This is a genomic window from Acidovorax sp. GW821-FHT10A04, from assembly GCF_059415825.1.
The window spans coordinates 21,161-38,582 of the sequence record NZ_JBWKNZ010000021.1 but is presented as its reverse complement, the minus strand read 5'-3'; the positions used below and the strand labels follow the sequence as shown (position 1 = coordinate 38,582).

The 17,422-nt window shown below is 68.4% G+C and carries 14 protein-coding genes; 12 read left to right on the top strand and 2 right to left on the bottom strand.

Going from position 1 to position 17,422, the window contains the following annotated elements; genetic code table 11:
• Window positions 1-6: 6 nt before the first annotated feature.
• Both xdhB and AC07PF_RS30500 read right to left on the bottom strand, forming a co-directional pair.
• Complete coding sequence (gene xdhB / locus AC07PF_RS30505; protein WP_494614407.1) at window positions 7-2,433, bottom strand: xanthine dehydrogenase molybdopterin binding subunit; 2,427 nt, start codon at window positions 2,431-2,433, stop codon at window positions 7-9.
• On the bottom strand, window positions 2,430-4,016 hold the full coding sequence (locus AC07PF_RS30500) for a xanthine dehydrogenase small subunit (RefSeq protein ID WP_494614453.1): 1,587 nt from the start codon (window positions 4,014-4,016) through the stop codon (window positions 2,430-2,432). Before AC07PF_RS30500 ends, xdhB begins: the two co-directional genes overlap by 4 nt.
• A gap of 193 nt (window positions 4,017-4,209) precedes the next feature.
• Between AC07PF_RS30500 and AC07PF_RS30495 the strand changes: the two genes are divergently transcribed.
• The 12 genes from AC07PF_RS30495 to AC07PF_RS30440 all read left to right on the top strand — a co-directional run bounded on the left by AC07PF_RS30495 (window position 4,210) and on the right by AC07PF_RS30440 (window position 17,412).
• Window positions 4,210-4,905: a GntR family transcriptional regulator gene (locus AC07PF_RS30495; RefSeq protein WP_494605141.1), complete on the top strand. Its 696-nt coding sequence runs from the start codon at window positions 4,210-4,212 to the stop codon at window positions 4,903-4,905.
• Between the two features lie 85 nt (window positions 4,906-4,990).
• Window positions 4,991-5,626 (top strand): flavin reductase family protein, encoded by a 636-nt coding sequence (locus AC07PF_RS30490; RefSeq protein WP_494614406.1) that lies wholly within the window; start codon window positions 4,991-4,993, stop codon window positions 5,624-5,626.
• A gap of 2 nt (window positions 5,627-5,628) precedes the next feature.
• On the top strand, window positions 5,629-6,099 hold the full coding sequence (locus tag AC07PF_RS30485; RefSeq protein WP_494614405.1) for a nucleoside deaminase: 471 nt from the start codon (window positions 5,629-5,631) through the stop codon (window positions 6,097-6,099).
• Between the two features lie 196 nt (window positions 6,100-6,295).
• Entirely contained in the window at window positions 6,296-7,228 is a 933-nt protein-coding gene (locus AC07PF_RS30480) for a LysR family transcriptional regulator (protein ID WP_081497236.1), read from the top strand.
• Between the two features lie 80 nt (window positions 7,229-7,308).
• Complete coding sequence (locus AC07PF_RS30475) at window positions 7,309-8,901, top strand: ABC transporter ATP-binding protein (protein ID WP_494614404.1); 1,593 nt, start codon at window positions 7,309-7,311, stop codon at window positions 8,899-8,901.
• Complete coding sequence (locus tag AC07PF_RS30470) at window positions 8,894-9,967, top strand: ABC transporter permease (RefSeq protein WP_494614403.1); 1,074 nt, start codon at window positions 8,894-8,896, stop codon at window positions 9,965-9,967. Before AC07PF_RS30475 ends, AC07PF_RS30470 begins: the two co-directional genes overlap by 8 nt.
• A gap of 45 nt (window positions 9,968-10,012) precedes the next feature.
• On the top strand, window positions 10,013-10,933 hold the full coding sequence (locus AC07PF_RS30465; RefSeq protein ID WP_057201413.1) for an ABC transporter permease: 921 nt from the start codon (window positions 10,013-10,015) through the stop codon (window positions 10,931-10,933).
• A gap of 182 nt (window positions 10,934-11,115) precedes the next feature.
• Window positions 11,116-12,288: a BMP family ABC transporter substrate-binding protein gene (locus tag AC07PF_RS30460; protein ID WP_007847870.1), complete on the top strand. Its 1,173-nt coding sequence runs from the start codon at window positions 11,116-11,118 to the stop codon at window positions 12,286-12,288.
• A gap of 132 nt (window positions 12,289-12,420) precedes the next feature.
• A complete protein-coding gene (locus AC07PF_RS30455) occupies window positions 12,421-13,398 on the top strand; it encodes an aromatic ring-hydroxylating dioxygenase subunit alpha (RefSeq protein ID WP_494614402.1) in 978 nt (325 codons plus the stop codon).
• Window positions 13,398-14,450 (top strand): adenosine deaminase, encoded by a 1,053-nt coding sequence (locus tag AC07PF_RS30450; RefSeq protein ID WP_494614401.1) that lies wholly within the window; start codon window positions 13,398-13,400, stop codon window positions 14,448-14,450. Before AC07PF_RS30455 ends, AC07PF_RS30450 begins: the two co-directional genes overlap by 1 nt.
• Before the next feature lie 168 nt (window positions 14,451-14,618).
• Window positions 14,619-16,193, top strand: coding sequence for a methyl-accepting chemotaxis protein (locus AC07PF_RS30445; protein ID WP_007847863.1), 1,575 nt, complete (start codon window positions 14,619-14,621; stop codon window positions 16,191-16,193).
• 100 nt (window positions 16,194-16,293) lie between these two features.
• Window positions 16,294-17,412, top strand: a complete 1,119-nt coding sequence (locus tag AC07PF_RS30440) for a BMP family ABC transporter substrate-binding protein (RefSeq protein WP_494614400.1) — start codon at window positions 16,294-16,296, stop codon at window positions 17,410-17,412.
• Window positions 17,413-17,422: the final 10 nt, after the last annotated feature.

Below are 17,422 nucleotides of genomic sequence, written 5' to 3'. Positions count from 1 at the left end.
TCTCCCTCAGTCGCTGATTCGTCCCAGCGCGCGCAGCACGTTCTCGGCCGTGGCGGGCGCCGTCAGCCGAACCGGGGCCAGGTGGTCCTCGCCCGCACCACGTGTGGCCGCCACGGCATTGCGCAGCGCCTCGTAGACGCTGATGGCCAGCATGAACGGGGGTTCGCCCACGGCCTTGCTGCCGCCCACGTTGTCCTCGCGGTTGGCCTCGGGCCACAGGTTCACGCGGAAATGCGCGGGGATGTCGCCCGTGGCCGGGATCTTGTAGGTGCTGGGGGCGTGGGTGGCCAGGTAGCCCTTGTCGTTCCACACCAGCTGCTCGGTGGTGAGCCAGCCCATGCCCTGCACGAAGCCGCCCTCGATCTGCCCGATGTCGATGGCCGGGTTGATGCTGTGGCCCACGTCGTGCAGGATGTCCACGGCGATCACGCGGCTCTCGCCGGTGAGGGTGTCGATCACCACCTCGGTGCAGGCCGCACCGTACGAGAAGTAGTAGAACGGCCGGCCCGTGAGGGTGGTCTTGTCGTAGTGGATCTTGGGCGTGCGGTAGAAGCCGTCGCTCCACAGCTGGATGCGGTTGGCGTACGCCTCCTTGACCACGTCGTCGAAGGCGCGAACCTTCTTGGGCGAGATCACCTGCCCGCCCGCGAACTGGATCGCACCCGCGCCGCAGCCATCGAGCCCGCAGACATAGGCCGCCAGGTTGTCGCGCACGTGGCGCGCGGCGAACTGGGCCGCGCGGCCGTTCAGGTCGGTGCCGCTCGAAGCGGCGGTGGCGCTGGCGTTGGGCACCTTGCTGGTGTCGCTGGCCGTGACCAGCACGCGCTGCAGCGGTACGCCCAGCTCGTCGGCCACGATCTGCGCCACCTTGGTGTGCAGGCCCTGGCCCATTTCGGTGCCGCCGTGGTTCACCTGCACGCTGCCGTCGGTGTACACGTGCACCAGCGCGCCGGCCTGGTTGAACAAGGTGGCCGTGAAGCTGATGCCGAACTTGACCGGCGTGATCGCCAGGCCGCGCTTGAGCACGGGATTGGTGGCGTTCCAGGCGGCGATGGCGGCCTGGCGCTCGCGGTAGTTGGCGTCGCGCTCCAGCTGGGGCATGAGCTCGTGCAGGATGTTGTCCTCCACGGTCATCTGGTAGTGGGTGACGTTGCGGCCTTCGCTGGCGTCGCGGCCGTAGAGGTTGCGCAGGCGCACGTCCTGCGCGTCCAGCCCCAGTGCGCGCGCGATGTCGCCCAGGATGGCCTCGATCACGATCACGCCCTGCGGGCCGCCGAAGCCGCGGAACGCGGTGTGGCTCTGGGTGTTGGTCTTGCAGCGGTAGGAGGCGATCTCCACGTCGCTCAGGTAGTAGGCATTGTCGCTGTGGAACACGGCCCGGTCGGCCACGGGGCCCGAGAGGTCGGCCGAGAAGCCGCAGTTGGCCGCCATGTGCAGGTTCAGCCCCGTGATGCGGCCCGTGCCGTCGAAGCCCACGTCGTAGCGGTAGGCAAACGGGTGGCGCTTGCCGGTGACCATGAAGTCCTCGTCCCGGTCCAGGCGCAGCTTGATGGGGCGGCCCAGCTTGTGTGCGGCCACGGCGGCCCACACGGCCAGGTGCCCGGCCTGCGTCTCCTTGCCGCCAAAGCCCCCGCCCATGCGCCGGCACTCCACGCGCACCGCATGGTTGTCGATGCCCAGGGCGTGCGCCACCCAGTGCTGCACCTCGCCGGGGTGCTGGGTGCTCGAATACACCCACCACTGCTTCTGTTCCAGCGGCATGGCGTAGGCAATCTGGCCTTCGAGGTAGAAGTGCTCCTGCCCGCCTACCTCGAAGGTGCCTTCCAGGCGGTGCTCTGAGCCGGCCAGGCCCGCCGCCGCATCGCCGCGGCGCACGAACACCGGGGGCAGCACATAACTTTCGGCCGCCAGCGCCTCTTCCACCGTGAGCACGGCGGGCAGCGGCGTGATGTCGAGCTTCACGGCGCGCACGGCGCGGCGCGCCTGCATCACCGTGTCGGCCACCACCAGGCCGATGACCTGGCCGATGTGCTGCACCGTGTCCATGGCGAACACCGGCTCGTCGTGCGCGAAGGCGGCCAGCATCTTGTCGCCCGGCACGTCGGCGGCCAGCACCACGCCGCGCACGCCGGGCAGGGCCAGGGCGGCGCTCGCGTCCACACCGTTCAGGCGGCCGTGGGCCACGGTGGAGAGGATGGGCGAGGCGTAGAGCGTGCCCTTGATTTCGGGCAGGTCGTCGATGTAGTGGGCCGCGCCCGCCACCTGGGCGCGCGCGCTTTCATGGATGTGCGAATGGCCCATCGCGCGCAGGGTCGCGGGGGGCGTGGCCGCCAGCGGCGCTGCTACGGGCTGGTCGGCGTGCGCGTCGGCGGCCACCACCACGGGGTCGTCCACTGCATCGCGGCTCAGGGGAAGGGTGTCACGCTGGTTCATACGGCGGCCTCCAGTCGGAAGTTTTCCACGCTCACCGCATCCTGGCCCTGGCTTTCGAGCCAGAAGCGCTGCAGCAGGCTGGCCAGCACGGTGCGGCGGTAGGCGCCGCTGGCGCGCATGTCGGAGATGGGGCTGAACTCGGCCTGCAGGGCGTCGGCGGCCTGCTTCACCGTCTCGGCCGACCAGGGCTGGCCGGTGAGGGCGGCTTCTGTTTGCCGCGCCCGGGCTGGCGTGGCGGCCACGCCGCCCGCACCGATGCTGGCACGGCGCACCACGCCGGCCTCGATGTCGAGGTTGACGACCAGGCACACGGCCGATATGTCGTCGTCGAAGCGCTTGGAGATCTTGTAGGCACGCAGGAAGTTGGCCCCCACGCTCGGCACTGGCGTGTCCTCGCTGCCCCCCAAGGGGGCGCTCGCCGCCTTGGGGCGGCCCGGCGGCGGCTCGGCTTCGGTGACCGCAGGGCGCGGCACCACGATGCGCACCAGCAGCTCATCGGGGGCCATCACGTTCTGGCGGTAGCCGGTGTACAGGTCTTCGAGCGCCAGCGTGCGCTCGCCGCGCGTGCTGGCCAGCACGATCTGCGCGCGCAGCGCGATCAACAGCGGCATGGAGTCGCCGATGGGCGAACCATTGGCCACGTTGCCGCCCAGCGTGCCCGAGTTGCGCACCGGCAGGCCCGCGAAGCGCGTGGCAAAGCTGTGCAGCTGCGGCCACTGGCGCACGAGCGCGGCAAACGCATCGGTCAGCGACACGGCGGCGCCGATGGTGATCTGGTGCGCGTCTTCACCGAGCTGCAGCAGCTCGGCCGCGCGCGTCACGTCCAGGATCTGTGCGTACTGCTTGTGCATCTTGGTGACCCACAGCCCCACGTCGGTGCAGCCGGCCACCACCTGGGCGCCGGGGTGCGCGGCGCGTGCGGCCAGCAGGGCTGGCAGGGTGGTCGGGGCCAGGTAGGCCGTGCCGTCCGCTGTCAGGGACTGCAGCTGTGCCAGCTGGCGCAGCAACTGGGCTTCGTCCACGGCCACGGGGGGCAGGGCGGCCATCTGCTGGGCCGCGTCGAGGATGGGGCGGTAGCCCGTGCAGCGGCACAGGTTGCCCGAGAGTTCTTCCTGCGCGAGTTCGCGCGTGATGGGCTGGCCGTGGCACACGTGGTTCTGGTACATGCCGAACAGGCTCATCACGAAGCCCGGCGTGCAAAAGCCGCACTGCGAGCCGTGGCACTGCACCATGGCTTCCTGCGCGGGGTGCAGGGTGATGGCTTTCTCTGCCGACGGGGCCGGGCCGGCGGGGCGGATCAGCGGGTCTTCGGCCAGGTCTTCCACCGTCCACAGCGCCATGCCGTCGACCGAGTGGGCCAGGCGGATGCAGCTGTTCACGGCGCTGTAGTGCAGCTTGCCGTCGCGCTCCTCGCCCAGCACCACCGCGCAGGCACCGCAGTCGCCCTCGCCGCAGCCCTCCTTGGTGCCCGTGCAGCCCAGGTCCTCGCGCAGCACTTCGAGCAGCGTGCGGTCGGGCGGTACGTCGTGCAGCGCCGCGGTCTGGCCGCGGCGGATGAAGCGGAGAGGTCGGTGGGTCATCATCATCGTCATGCGTGGGGTGCTCGAAACGGGCCAATGGGTCAAAACCAGAGCGTATGCGCGCCTGCGAGGGAACGCATATGCGAGAGCGTATAACGGGGATGCCTGCCGCGCTATGGGGCGGCTCGGCTCGGCGCCTGCTGGATACACTGCCGCTGCACCATTGTTCACCGTTTTGTCCCGCCTGCAACCGTCCATGCCTGCCGCCACGCCACCCCGCAAATCCGCCGCTGCAAAGGCCGTGCCCGCCGCCACCCTGGACCAGCCGGTGTACGAGGCCGTGCTCGACGCCGTCATGCACGGCCGGCTGCGCCCCGGCGAACGCCTGGGCGAGCCCGCGCTGTGCGAGCGCTTCGGCGTGAGCCGCACGGTGGTGCGCCAGGCCCTGCACCGGCTGGCCGAGTTGCGCATCCTGGACATCGTGCCCAACAAGGGGGCCACGGTGGCCCGCCCCGGCCCCAGGGAGACGCGCGACATCTTCGCCGCGCGCCGCGTGGTCGAGGCCGGCATCGTGCGCATGGTGGCCGCGCGCATCACGCACGGCGAGGTGCAGCGCCTCACGCAGCGCATGCGCGCCGAGCACGAGGCCCTGCACCAGCAGGACCATGCGCGCTGGGTGGCGCTGGCGGGGGGCTTCCACCTGGCGCTGGCGGAGCTCTCGGGCAATGCAGAGCTGCAGCGCATCCTGACCGAACTCATGACGCGCTGCTCGCTGATCGTCGCGCTGTACGAGGCGCCCGGCGAGTCCACCTGCGAGCACGAGGAGCACGAACAGCTGGTCGAGTGGCTGGCCCTGCGCGATGGCGACGCCGCCGCCGCTGCCATGGACCGCCATCTGCTGGCGCTGGAGGCCCGGCTGCGCCTGCCGGACGAAGGTACACCGCTGGGTTGAAAAATCGTATACGTTTATTATGCGAAATGGAATTTATCCGTTAATCAGGATAAAATTTCGTATACGATTTGTTTTATAAAAGGCCATGGACATCGATTTCTCGCAGCTGGAGGCCTACCAGCGCTACAAGCTCATGGCCAGCCTGATTGTGCCGCGCCCCATCGCGCTGATCACCACGCTGGGCGAAGACGGCACTGTCAACGCGGCGCCGTTCAGCATGTTCAACATGCTCGGCGAGGACCCGCCGGTGGTCATGGTCAGCATCAACCGCCTGAAGGACGGCCTGCTCAAGGACACGGCGGCCAACATCCTGCGCACTGGCGAGTTCGTGGTGCACATCACCGACGAAGCCATGGCCGCGCAGATGCATGCCTGCGGCGACAGCCTGCCGCCCGATGAAAGCGAGCTGGCGCACGCCGGCCTCACGCCTGTGCCCTCGCGCAGCGTGGCGCCGCCGCGCATCGCCGAAGCCCCCGTGGCCTTCGAGTGCGTGCTGCACGAAACCCTGGAGACCGCGAGCCGCTACGTCTTCATCGGCCGCGTGCAGTGGCTCGGCGTGCGCGATGGCCTGGTGGACACCGAACGCTGGCGCGTGCGCCTGCAGGACTTCCACCCCGTGGGGCGCTTCGGCGCGAGCTTCTACGTGAAGACCGGCGAGCGCTTCGCCATCGGTGCGGACACGCCTGCGCAGGCACGCAGCACCGCCATCGACGAGATATGACCATGGCCGCTGCGACGTTCAGCGAGCAGGACCACGCCGCGATGCGCCTGGCCATCGCGGCCTCGCGCCAGGCGCTGGCTGCGGGCGACAACCCCTTCGGCGCCACGCTGGCCTCGCCCGCTGGCGAGGTGCTGTTCACCGCACGCAACAACCAGAACACCACCCGCGACTGCACCGGCCATGCGGAGCTGGTGCTGGTGCGCGAGGCCTCGGCCGCGCTCGGCCCCGAGGCCCTGCGCGGTGCCACCGTCTTCGCGAGTGGCGAGCCCTGTGCCATGTGCGCGGGCGCCATGTTCTGGGCCGGCATTGCGCGCGTGGTGTATGCCGCGAACCAGCAGGACATCGCGCAGGCGCTGGGCGGGCCGCAACTGGCCACGCCGTGTGCTGAACTGCTGGCGCATGCGCGCCCGCCCGTGGCCGTGCAACACGGCCTGCTGCGCGACGAGGCCGCGGCCGCATTGCGCGGGGCCTGACTGCGCTGCAGGGGCGGGGCCTGCGGCCCTGCACAGGGATTTCCAGGGGCACGGCGCAGTGGGTGTGCGGTGTACAGTGCGCCGACACTTTTTTCCCCACCCCACAACGCCCCCACTGCCCACACCGTGCAGCGCAACGCATCCATCGCGCAGAGCGGCATACGTGATGGCGTATGACAAGAATGCAGGCCCCTGTATGCGAGACCACGCCCTTTTCGACAAGATAGACCTCCATCTCATAAGGGTCTTGCACACCGTGTTGACTGAACGCAGCGTATCGAGGGCAGCCATCCGCCTGGGCATGCACCAGCCGGCGGTGTCGGCCGCGCTCAAGCGGCTGCGCGACCTGGCGGGCGATCCGCTCTTGGTGCGCTCGGGCGCCAGCATGATGCCCACCGACGCGGCACTGCGCATGGTGGAGCCCGCGGGCGCCATCCTGCGCTCGGCCGAGGCCCTGTTCTCCGATGCCCGGGGCTTCGATCCGCGCACGGCCACCCGCACCTTCCGCGTGGCCGCCAGCGACTACCTGGACCCGCTGTTCCTGCCCCAGCTCGTGGCGCGCATCAAGGTCGAGGCCCCGCTGTGCCCGATCGAGATCCTGCCCCTGTCGGGCGACACGCACTACCACGCCCACTTGGCACAGGGCGATGTGGACGTGGTCATCGGCAACTGGCCGCAGCCCCCGGACGACCTGCACATGGGCCGCCTGTTCGGCGACGAGGTGGTGTGCCTCGTGAACCGCGACCACCCCGCGGTGCGCCGCGGCTGGGACGCCGAGAGCTGGCTGGCGGCCGAACACATCGCCCCCACGCCCACCCACCCTGGCGCGCGCGGCGTGATCGACCTGCACCTCGATGGCCTGGGCCTGGCGCGCAACATCACCGCGCGCTGCGCGCATTTCAGCGCCATCCCCCCCATCGTGGCATCGAGCTTGCTTGTGATGACCACCGGGCGCCAGTTCTGCGAGCGCTATGTGGACCACCTGCCGCTGGCCATCCTGCCGAGCCCCGTGGAGTTTCCGCGCCTCATGTACTACCAGCTGTGGCATGCCCGCACACACCACTCGGCGGCCGCCGTGTGGCTGCGCGAATGCGTGAAAGGCGTGGCTGCATCGCTACGAAAAGAATAGCTTTGCGATCATGCTGATCAAGCGATGGCAGGCAGTTTTATCCCTATAACGACCCACCAAACTGAGAGACAATCCACCGCATGAGTTCACCACCTCTTTCCAATGCCCCGGGCTTGGCGCCCCGGCTGCAGCTCACAGGCATCACCAAGCGCTATCCCGCCGTGGTGGCCAACAGCGGTGTCTCGCTCACGGTGCAGCCGGGCGAGATCCATGCCGTTCTGGGCGAGAACGGCGCGGGCAAGTCCACGCTGATGAAGATCATCTACGGCTCGGTCAAGCCCGACGAGGGCAGCGTGCACTTCAACGGCCAGGCCGTGCAGGTGCGCAACCCGCAGGAGGCGCGGGCCCTGGGCATCGCCATGGTGTTCCAGCACTTCAGCCTGTTCGACACCCTCACCGTGGCCGAGAACGTCTGGCTGGGCCTGGACAAGAGCCAGGACCTGGCCGAGGTCACGCAGCGCATCACCGCCAAGGCCGCCGAGTACGGCCTCGACATCGACCCGCTGCGCCCGGTGCACACGCTGAGCGTGGGCGAGATGCAGCGCGTGGAGATCATCCGTGCGCTGCTCACCAACCCCAAGGTGCTGATCCTCGATGAGCCCACCTCGGTGCTCACCCCCCAGGCGGTGGAAAAGCTCTTCGTGGTGCTGCGCAAGCTCGCCTCCGAAGGCTGCAGCATCCTCTACATCAGCCACAAGCTGCACGAGATCCGTGCGCTGTGCACCGCCTGCACCGTGCTGCGCGGCGGCAAGGTCACGGGCGTGTGCAACCCGGCCGAGGAATCGAATGCCTCGCTCTCGCGCCTGATGATCGGCGCCGAGCCGCCGGCGCTCGAGCACCGCGAGGTGCAGACCGGTGCCACCGTGCTCAACGTGCAGGGCCTGTCGCTGCCGCGCGCCGACCAGTTTGGCGTGGACCTGGTGGACCTGTCCTTCGAGGTCAGGGCCGGCGAGGTGGTCGGTATCGCCGGCGTCTCGGGCAACGGGCAAAAGGAACTGCTCTACGCCCTGTCGGGCGAAGACCAGCGGGCCACGCCCGCCAGCATCCAGGTGGCGGGGCAGAACGCGGGCCGCATGGGCCCCGCCCGCCGCCGCGCCCTGGGGCTGCATTTCGTGCCCGAGGAGCGCCTGGGCCGCGGTGCCGTGCCCACCATGGGCCTGGCGCACAACCTGCTGCTCACGCGCACCAACTCGGTGGCGGGCAGCGGCTGGATCAAGGTGGGGGCGCTCGAAGCCCATGCGCGCGCCATCATCGAGCGCTTCCAGGTCAAGGCCGGTGGGCCGCACTCGGCAGCCAAGTCGCTGTCGGGCGGCAACCTGCAGAAATTCATCGTGGGCCGCGAGATCGATGCCAAGCCGCGGCTGCTCATCGTCTCGCAACCCACCTGGGGCGTGGACGTGGGCGCGGCCGCGCAGATCCGCGGTGCCATCCTGGCGCTGCGCGATGCGGGCTGTGCCGTGCTGGTGGTCAGCGAGGAGCTGGACGAATTGTTCGAGATCTGCGACCGCCTGCATGTCGTGGCCAAGGGCCACCTCTCGCCCTCGGTGCCGCGTGCCGAGGCCACCGTGGAGCGCATCGGCGAATGGATGAGCGGGCTGTGGCATGCCGACGTGCAGTCCCACCTGGGACACGCAGGACGGGCTTCGGCCATGGGAGGACTGCAGCATGCTTAAACTCGAACCGCGTCCCCAGGCCTCGCGGCTGTGGACCTTCGGCTCGCCGCTGCTGGCGCTGGCCTTCACCGTGCTGATCGGGGTCATCCTCTTCGCGGCCCTGGGCAAGGACCCCGTGCGTGCGCTGCAGATCTTCTTCTGGGAGCCGATCAAGACGCCGTACGCCATCGGCGAACTCATGGTCAAGGCCACGCCGCTGCTGCTCATCGCCCTGGGCCTGGCCGTGTGCTTTCGCTCCAATGTCTGGAACATCGGCGCCGAGGGGCAATTCGTCATCGGCGCCGTGGTGGCCGGCGGCGTGGCGCTGCTGGCCGACAAGACCACCGGCCCCTGGATCGTGCCGGCCATCCTCGTGGCCGGCGTGCTCGGCGGCATGGCCTGGGCTGGGCTCACGGCATTGCTGCGCGACAAGTTCAACGCCAGCGAGATCCTGGTCAGCCTGATGCTGGTCTACGTGGCCACGCTGGTGCTGGGCTACCTGGTGTACGGCCCGTGGAAGGACCCCATGGGCTACAACTTCCCGCAGACCAAGACCTTCGAGCGCGTGACGCAGATCCCGCGCCTGATGCAGGGCTCGCGCGTGTCCATCGGCCTGCTGCTGGCCCTGGCCGGCGCGGCCGCGCTGTGGGTCTTCCTGTTCCGCACGCGGGCCGGCTTTGCCCAGCAGGTGGGCGGCCTGGCACCGGCGGCGGCGCGCTATGCGGGCTTCTCGTCGCGCCGCGCCCTGTGGGTGGCGCTGCTGGTCTCCGGCGGGGCCGCAGGCCTGGCCGGTGCGCTCGAAGTGGCCGGCCCCATCGGCCAGCTCACGCCGTACGTGCCGGCGGGCTACGGCTTCGCGGCCATCATCGTCGCCTTCGTGGGGCGGCTGCACCCGGTGGGCATGGTGCTCTCGGCCATCCTGATGAGCATGTTCTACATCGGCGGCGAGCTCGCGCAGTCGCGCCTGGGCCTGCCCAAGTCGCTCACCGGCGTGTTCCAGGGCCTGCTGCTGTTCACGCTGCTGGCCTGCGACACGCTGATCGCCTACCGCGTGCGCTGGGTGGGCCACCAGGGGGTGAAGGCATGAACCGCACACCTCGTATCCACCACATTTTCGGGCAGGGGGCTTGATATGGAATCCTATGCACTGCTCATAGGTGCCACGCTGAGTGCCGGCACCGTCCTGGCCATCGCGGCCCTGGGCCTGTTGATCAACGAGAAGGCCGGCATCGTCAACCTCGGTGCCGAGGGCATGATGCTGTGCGCCGCCATCGCCGGTTTCGCCACCGTGGTGCACACAGGCAACAGCTGGCTGGGCTTCGCGGCCGGCATGGCCGCCGGTGCAGTGCTGGCCGCCATCTTCGGCGTGCTGGTGATCTGGCTCAACACCAACCAGTACGCCACGGGCCTGGCACTGAGCCTGTTCGGCGTGGGCTTCTCGGCCTTCCTGGGCATCAGCTACGTGCAGGCCAAGCTGCCCGAGATGCCCAAGTACGCCATCCCCGGCCTGTCCGAGGTGCCGCTGCTCGGGCCCGCGCTGTTCCAGCAGCACCCAGTGGTCTACCTGACCATGCTGCTGGTGGCCGCGCTGATCTGGTTCCTGTACCGCTCGCGCGCCGGCCTGGTGCTGCGTTCGGTGGGCGAATCGCCCGAGTCGGCCCATGCGCTGGGCTACCCGGTGCGCCGCATCCGCCTGGCGGCCGTGGTGGCCGGCGGCGCACTGTGCGGCCTGTCGGGGGCCTACATCTCCACCGTCTACACGCCGCTGTGGGTCGAGGGCATGGTGGCCGGCCGCGGCTGGATCGCGCTGGCGCTGACCACCTTCGCCACCTGGCGCCCGGCGCGCGTGCTGCTCGGCGCCTACCTGTTCGGCGGCGTGACCATGCTGCAGTTCCACCTGCAGGCCACGGGCGTGCAGGTGGCCAGCCAGCTGCTGAGCATGCTGCCCTACGTGGCCACCATCGTGGTGCTGGCCCTGATCTCGCGCAACCCGGCGTGGATCCGCATCAACATGCCCGCCTCGCTGGGCAAACCTTTCTACCCTGGCTCGTGAAGATGGGCGGATGCCTTCACATGGCGCACGGCCTCGGCTTGGATCTTGCATCCTGCCGGGTGCCAAGGCCTTGCCGGTCGCATCTCCCCCAAAAACCTTTGGTTACCGCCCGGTAGATCGCCCCATAATCACCGTTTTCGTCCCCAACCTTGCAAACTCCTTCTTTCTTATAAGGAACCGACATGACTGATCTGCAGAAACGCTCCATGCTCAAGATGGCTGCGCTGACCGCCGTTGCGGCCGCCGCGCTGGCGGGCTGTGGCAAGAAGGAAGAGCCGGCACCGGCGCCTGCTGCCGCACCGGCCCCCGCGCCAGTGGCATCGGCCCCCGCGCCCAAGCCCGAGCCGCTGAAGATCGCGTTTGCCTATGTCGGCCCCGTGGGCGACGGCGGCTGGTCGTTCGCCCACGACAACGGCCGCAAGGCCATCGAGAAGGAATTCGGCGACAAGGTCGTCACCAGCTTCGTCGAGAGCGTGCCCGAATCGGCCGATGCCGAGCGCGTGCTGCGCGACCTGGCCGGCCAGGGCAACAAGCTGATCTTCGGCACCACCTTCGGCTACATGGAGTCGATCCAGAAGATCGCCCCCGACTTCAAGGACGTGAAGTTCGAGCACGCCACCGGCTACAAGACCGCCGACAACGTGCGCACCTACGACAGCCGCACCTATGAAGGCGCCTACATGGCCGGCGTGATCGCCGGTGCCATGACCAAGAGCAACACCCTGGGCGTGGTGGGCTCGGTGCCGATCCCTGAAGTGATCCGCAACATCAACAGCTTCACGCTGGGTGCGCAATCGGTCAACCCCAAGATCAAGACCAAGGTGGTCTGGGTCAACGAATGGTTCAGCCCACCCAAGGAAACCGAAGCCGCCACCTCGCTGATCAACGGCGGCGCCGACGTGCTGTTCCAAAACACCGACTCGCCCGCCGTGCTCAAGACCGCCCAGGAAAAGGGCAAGCGTGCCTTCGGCTGGGACAGTGACATGACCGCCTACGGCCCCAAGGCCCACCTGGCATCGGCCGTGATCAACTGGGGCCCGTACTACATCAAGGCCACCAAGGACGCACTGGAAGGCCAGTGGGCCACGGGCCAGAGCTGGTGGGGCGTGAAGGAAGGCGCGATCGACATCGTCTCCATCGCCGAAGACGTGCCTGCCGACACCAAGGCCAAGGTCGAAGCGGTCAAGAAGGGCCTGGCCGACGGCAGCTTCCAGATCTGGAAGGGCCCGATCGTGGGCCAGGACGGCAAGGAAGTGGTTGCCAAGGACGCCGTCGCCGACGACAAGTTCCTGAGTGGCGTGAACTTCTACGTCAAGGGCGTGGAAGGCAAGATCCCCGGCGGCGACAAGAAGTAAGCCGCCATTGATCGGGCCACCACGGCCCGGTCCACGAAAGGGAACGTGCGCAGCACGTTCCCTTTTTCATTGGGGCCGTACAGAATGTCCACAGGGCTGCACGCCGGGCCCCGAACAACAAGAACCATTCCCATGATCGAAACCACCCTCTGGCACCCGGTGGCCCTGGCGCACGCGGTACAGCAGGCTCCCCTGGCCGTGCAACTGCTGCAGCACGCCCTCGTGCTCTGGCGCGATGGTGCCGGCCAGGTGCAGGCCTTCACGGACCGCTGCCCGCACCGGGGTGCGCGCCTGTCCCTGGGCCGGGTGCACGGCGGCCGCATCGAGTGCCCCTACCATGGCTGGCAGTTTGCAGCCAGCGGGCAGTGTGAGCATGTACCGGCGCTGCCGCAGTTCACGCCGCCCGCAACGCACTGCGCTCTGCGCCATGGCGTGGTGGAGGCCTACGGCCTCATCTGGGTGCGCATCGGTGCGGGCGATGCTGCGCTGCCCGCCTTCGAGGCCGAGGGCGACGAGCGCCTGCGCAAGCTCGATTGCGGCCCCTACGACGTGGCGACCAGTGCCCCGCGCATCGTCGAGAACTTCCTGGACATGGCGCACTTCGGTTTCGTGCACGACGGCTGGCTCGGCACCCGCGAGGCCACGGCCATCGACGACTACCGTGTCGAGCCCACGCCCACGGGCCTGCGTGCCACGGGCTGCAAAGCCTGGCAGCCGCAGTCCAACCTGCACTCGACGCTGCCGGCCCAGGTCGAGTACACCTACGAGGTGACCGGCCCCTACACGGCGGTGCTGACCAAGGTGCCCGAGGCCGGCACCACGGCCGTGGCCGGCTGGCGCGAGTCCATCGCGCTGTTCGTGTGCCCGCTCACTCCGGAGACCAGCCGCGTGTGGTTCCGCCTGGCCGTGGCCGACTTCGAATCGCCCGACGAGAAGCTGCAGGCCTTCCAGCACACCATCTTCACCCAGGACCAGCCCGTGCTGGAGTCCCAGACACCGCAACGCCTGCCGCTGGACCTGCGCGCAGAGTTGCATACCGCCGCCGACAAGGCATCATCCGCCTACCGCCGCTACCTGCGCGCCAGCGGCATCACCTTTGGAGTTTGCTGATGTTCAAAGTCCCCCCCATCCCCGCCGCGCGCATCCCCGAGCTGCTGCGCGCCATGCCCAAAGCCGAGCTGCACATCCACATCGAGGGATCGCTGGAGCCCGAGCTGATCTTCGCGCTGGCGCAGCGCAACGGCCTGTCGCTGCCCTATGCCGATGTGGAGGCGCTGCGCAGCGCCTACGCCTTCACCAACCTGCAGAGCTTCCTCGACATCTACTACGCGGGCGCCAGCGTGCTGCTGCACGAGCAGGATTTCTACGACATGGCGCGCGCCTACCTGGTGCGCGCCGCGGCCGACAACGTGCTGCACGCCGAGCTGTTCTTCGACCCCCAGACCCACACCGAGCGCGGCGTGGCGATGGAAACGGTGATCAACGGCCTGCACCGCGCCTGCGTGGACGCGAAGGCCGACCTGGGTATCAGCGCCACGCTGATCCTGTGCTTCCTGCGCCACCTGAGCGAGGAGTCGGCTTTCGAGACGCTGGAACAGGCCCAGCCGTTTCTGGACAAGATCGTCGGCGTGGGTCTCGACAGCAGCGAGGTCGGCAACCCGCCCGAGAAGTTCGCGCGCGTGTTCGCGCGCTGCCGCGAGCTGGGCCTGCATCTCGTGGCCCACGCGGGCGAGGAGGGGCCGCCGGCCTATATCTGGAGCGCGCTCGACGTGCTCAAGGTCGAGCGCATCGACCATGGCGTGCAGGCCGTGCACGACGCCGCGCTGATGCAGCGCCTGACGCAGGACCGCATTGCGCTCACCGTGTGCCCGCTGTCCAACCAGAAGCTGTGCGTGTTCCCCAACCTGGCCGACCACAACCTGGCGAAACTGCTCGACGCGGGCCTGGCCGCGACCGTCAACTCGGACGACCCGGCCTACTTCGGCGGCTACATCAACGACAACTTCACCGAGGTGTTCGCCGCCACGGGCATGACGGTGCGCCATGCCTACCAGCTGGCGTTCAACAGCTTCGAAGCCAGCTTTGCGGGCAATGCCGACAAGCGGGTGTGGGAGCACAAGCTCAAGGAGCGCTTCGAGCGCTTCATGGAGCACGACTATTGATCCGGGGCGCTCGCACCAGAGGAGTGCAAAAATTCAGGGTAAACCCTATAATTCAATTTTCTGTAAGCATTTGTTGGCTCCCATGAGGTGCTGGCACTGCTGAATGCGGCCCCTGGGGGCCGCATTTTTTTGCGCAACCCACGCCCCTTCCTGGCCGGAGCCTTCCCCATGTTTCTCAATCAGCTGTCCATCGGCAAGCGCCTGACCCTGGTGCTCGGTGTGATCCTTGCCCTGTTCCTGCTCAGTTCCATCGTGGCCGTGGTCCGCCTGGGCCAGCTCGGTACCGAGATCGACACCATGGTCAACGACAACATCAAGGTCGAGCGTGCCGGAGCCGACTGGCTGCGCCACACCACTTCGGGTGTGCAGCGGGCCGCCGCCATCGCCAAGAGCAGCGACGCCTCGCTGATCCCCTACTTCGCGCCCGCCACGGCCACCTCCATCAGCGAAACCAACGAACTGCAGAAGTTCATTGAATCGAAGATGGACACGTCCGCTGAAAAGGAACTGTTCACCAAGGTCGGTGAACTGCGCAAGGCCTACTTGGCCGCCCGCGAAGAGGTGAGCAAGTTCAAGCAGGCCGGCGATGCCGAGAACGCCAGCAAGGTGTTCAGCGAGCGCTTCGAGCCCACCTCGCGTGACTACCTGGCCGGGGTGCAGCAACTGGTCAGTGCCCAGCGCTCCGATCTGGATGCCGCCGGCAAGCGCGCCGAGGAACTGCGTTCCCAGACCACCGTGCTGCTGTACGTGTGCACGGCCATCTCCCTGGTGCTCGGGGCCCTGCTGGCCTGGCTGCTGGCCACCAGCATCACGCGCCCGCTGCGCAAGGCGGAAGCGATCGCCGAGTCCATCGCCAACATGGACCTGACCGGTGCCCCCCAGGCCAGCTACGCCAATGACGAGACCGGCCACCTGCTGCGCTCGCTCGATGTCATGCGCAGCGCGCTGCACGGCTCGCTGCAGCAGGTGCGCGGCGTGGTGGACAGCATCTCCACCGCCAGCGCGCAGATCGCCATCGGCAACCAGGACCTGAGCGCGCGCACCGAACAGACAGCCGCCAACCTGGAAGAGACGGCAAGCTCCATGGAAGAGCTCACCAGCACCGTGCGCCAGAGCGCCGACTCGGCCGTGCAGGCCAACCAGATGGCCGCGTCGGCCGCCCAGGTGGCGCAGCGCGGCGGCGAGGTCGTGGCCCAGGTGGTGAGCACCATGGACGCGATCAACGCCAGCAGCAAGAAGATCAGCGACATCATTGGCACCATCGACGGCATCGCCTTTCAGACCAACATCCTGGCGCTCAACGCCGCCGTGGAGGCGGCGCGTGCCGGCGAGCAGGGCCGGGGCTTTGCCGTGGTGGCCAGCGAAGTGCGCAGCCTGGCGCAGCGCAGCGCCGAGGCCGCCAAGGAGATCAAGACCCTGATCGGCCAGTCGGTCGAGAAGGTGGAATCGGGCGCTGCGCTGGTGCAGAACGCCGGCAGCACCATGGACGAGATCGTGGGGTCCGTGCGCCGCGTGACCGACATCATCGGCGAGATCAGCGCCGCGGCATCGGAGCAGAGCCAGGGCATCAGCCAGGTGAACGTGGCCGTCAGCCAGCTCGACCAGATGACGCAGCAGAACGCTGCGCTGGTGGAGGAATCCACGGCTGCGGCCGAGAGCCTCAAGGACCAGGCCGCGCGCCTGTCGGACGTGGTCGGCGCCTTCCGGCTGGGCACACCCTCGGGCGCATTGCGCCTGCATTGAGCGCCAAAAGCGCGCAACTGGTTACAATACCCACCCGCAAAGGCTGCTGTCCCGGCAGCCTTTTGCTTTTTCTGCCATCGGGACCATGTAGAGGACTACCATGTATAAAAACCTCGCCACCGCACTGCGTGCGGTCTGTGTGAGTGCGCTGTTCGGCGCCGTTTCCGTCTCCCCCGCCTTTTCCCAGTCCAGCAAGACCGCGCCTGCAGCGCCCGTCAAGGCCGGCTTCGTCTATGTCTCGCCCATCACCGAGGCCGGCTGGACCAGGCAGCACGACGAGGGCCGCAAGGCCGTGGAAGCGGCGCTGGGCAAGGACGTCAAGACCACCTTCGTCGCGGACGTGGCCGAGGGGGCCGACGCCGAGCGCGTGATCCGCGACCTGGCCGCCACCGGCCACCAGATCATCTTCACACCGAGCTTCGGCTACATGGAGCCCACGCTCAAGGTCGCGCAGGACTACCCGAACGTGAAGTTCGAGTCCATCACCGGCTACAAGACGGCCGCCAACGTGGCCGCCGCCAACGCGCGCTATTACGAGGGCCGCTACCTGGCCGGCATCGCCGCCGGCCGCATGAGCAAGACCAGCGTGGCCGGCTATGTGGCGGGCTTTCCCATTCCCGAGGTGCTGCAGGGCATCAATGCCTTCACCCTGGGCATGCGCTCGGTCAACCCCAAGGCCACCGTCAAGGTGGTCTGGCTCAATGCCTGGTTCGATCCGCCCAGGGAGCGCGATGCCGCCATGGTGCTGTTCAACCAGGACGTGGACGTGATCGCCTTCCACACCGGCTCCACCGCCGTGATGGCCGCCGCCCAGGAGCGCGGCAAGATGGCCGTGGCCTACCACTCCGACATGCGCGGCACGGGGCCCGATGCGCAGATCGTCGCCGTCACCCACCAGTGGGGCCGCTACTACACTGAGCGCGTGCGCGCCGTGCAGGCCGGCACCTGGAAGAGCACCACCGTCTGGGGCGGCGTGCGCGAGGGCCTGATCCGCGTGGGCGACTTCGGCCCCAAGGTGCCGCAGGCCGTGCAGCAGGAAGTGCTGGCCGCGCAAAAGGCCGTGGGCGCAGGCACGCTACACCCCTTCCGTGCTGGCAAGGTAGCGGTGCGCGACAACGAAGGCCGCGAGGTCATCGCCGCAGGGCAGGTGCTCAGCGACGAGCAGATCCTCAAGATGAACTGGCTCGCCGAAGGCGTGCAGGGCAAGCTCAGCCACTGAACCTCGCATA

Excerpts from the sequence above, each read along its gene's own strand:
- xdhB (WP_494614407.1), bottom strand. The coding sequence starts at position 2,433 with ATGAACCAGCGTGACACCCTTCCCCTGAGCCGCGATGCAGTGGACGAC.
- AC07PF_RS30500 (WP_494614453.1), bottom strand. The coding sequence starts at position 4,016 with ATGATGACCCACCGACCTCTCCGCTTCATCCGCCGCGGCCAGACCGCG.
- AC07PF_RS30495 (WP_494605141.1), top strand. The coding sequence starts at position 4,210 with ATGCCTGCCGCCACGCCACCCCGCAAATCCGCCGCTGCAAAGGCCGTG.
- AC07PF_RS30490 (WP_494614406.1), top strand. The coding sequence starts at position 4,991 with ATGGACATCGATTTCTCGCAGCTGGAGGCCTACCAGCGCTACAAGCTC.
- AC07PF_RS30485 (WP_494614405.1), top strand. The coding sequence starts at position 5,629 with ATGGCCGCTGCGACGTTCAGCGAGCAGGACCACGCCGCGATGCGCCTG.
- AC07PF_RS30480 (WP_081497236.1), top strand. The coding sequence starts at position 6,296 with ATGCGAGACCACGCCCTTTTCGACAAGATAGACCTCCATCTCATAAGG.
- AC07PF_RS30475 (WP_494614404.1), top strand. The coding sequence starts at position 7,309 with ATGAGTTCACCACCTCTTTCCAATGCCCCGGGCTTGGCGCCCCGGCTG.
- AC07PF_RS30470 (WP_494614403.1), top strand. The coding sequence starts at position 8,894 with ATGCTTAAACTCGAACCGCGTCCCCAGGCCTCGCGGCTGTGGACCTTC.
- AC07PF_RS30465 (WP_057201413.1), top strand. The coding sequence starts at position 10,013 with ATGGAATCCTATGCACTGCTCATAGGTGCCACGCTGAGTGCCGGCACC.
- AC07PF_RS30460 (WP_007847870.1), top strand. The coding sequence starts at position 11,116 with ATGACTGATCTGCAGAAACGCTCCATGCTCAAGATGGCTGCGCTGACC.
- AC07PF_RS30455 (WP_494614402.1), top strand. The coding sequence starts at position 12,421 with ATGATCGAAACCACCCTCTGGCACCCGGTGGCCCTGGCGCACGCGGTA.
- AC07PF_RS30450 (WP_494614401.1), top strand. The coding sequence starts at position 13,398 with ATGTTCAAAGTCCCCCCCATCCCCGCCGCGCGCATCCCCGAGCTGCTG.
- AC07PF_RS30445 (WP_007847863.1), top strand. The coding sequence starts at position 14,619 with ATGTTTCTCAATCAGCTGTCCATCGGCAAGCGCCTGACCCTGGTGCTC.
- AC07PF_RS30440 (WP_494614400.1), top strand. The coding sequence starts at position 16,294 with ATGTATAAAAACCTCGCCACCGCACTGCGTGCGGTCTGTGTGAGTGCG.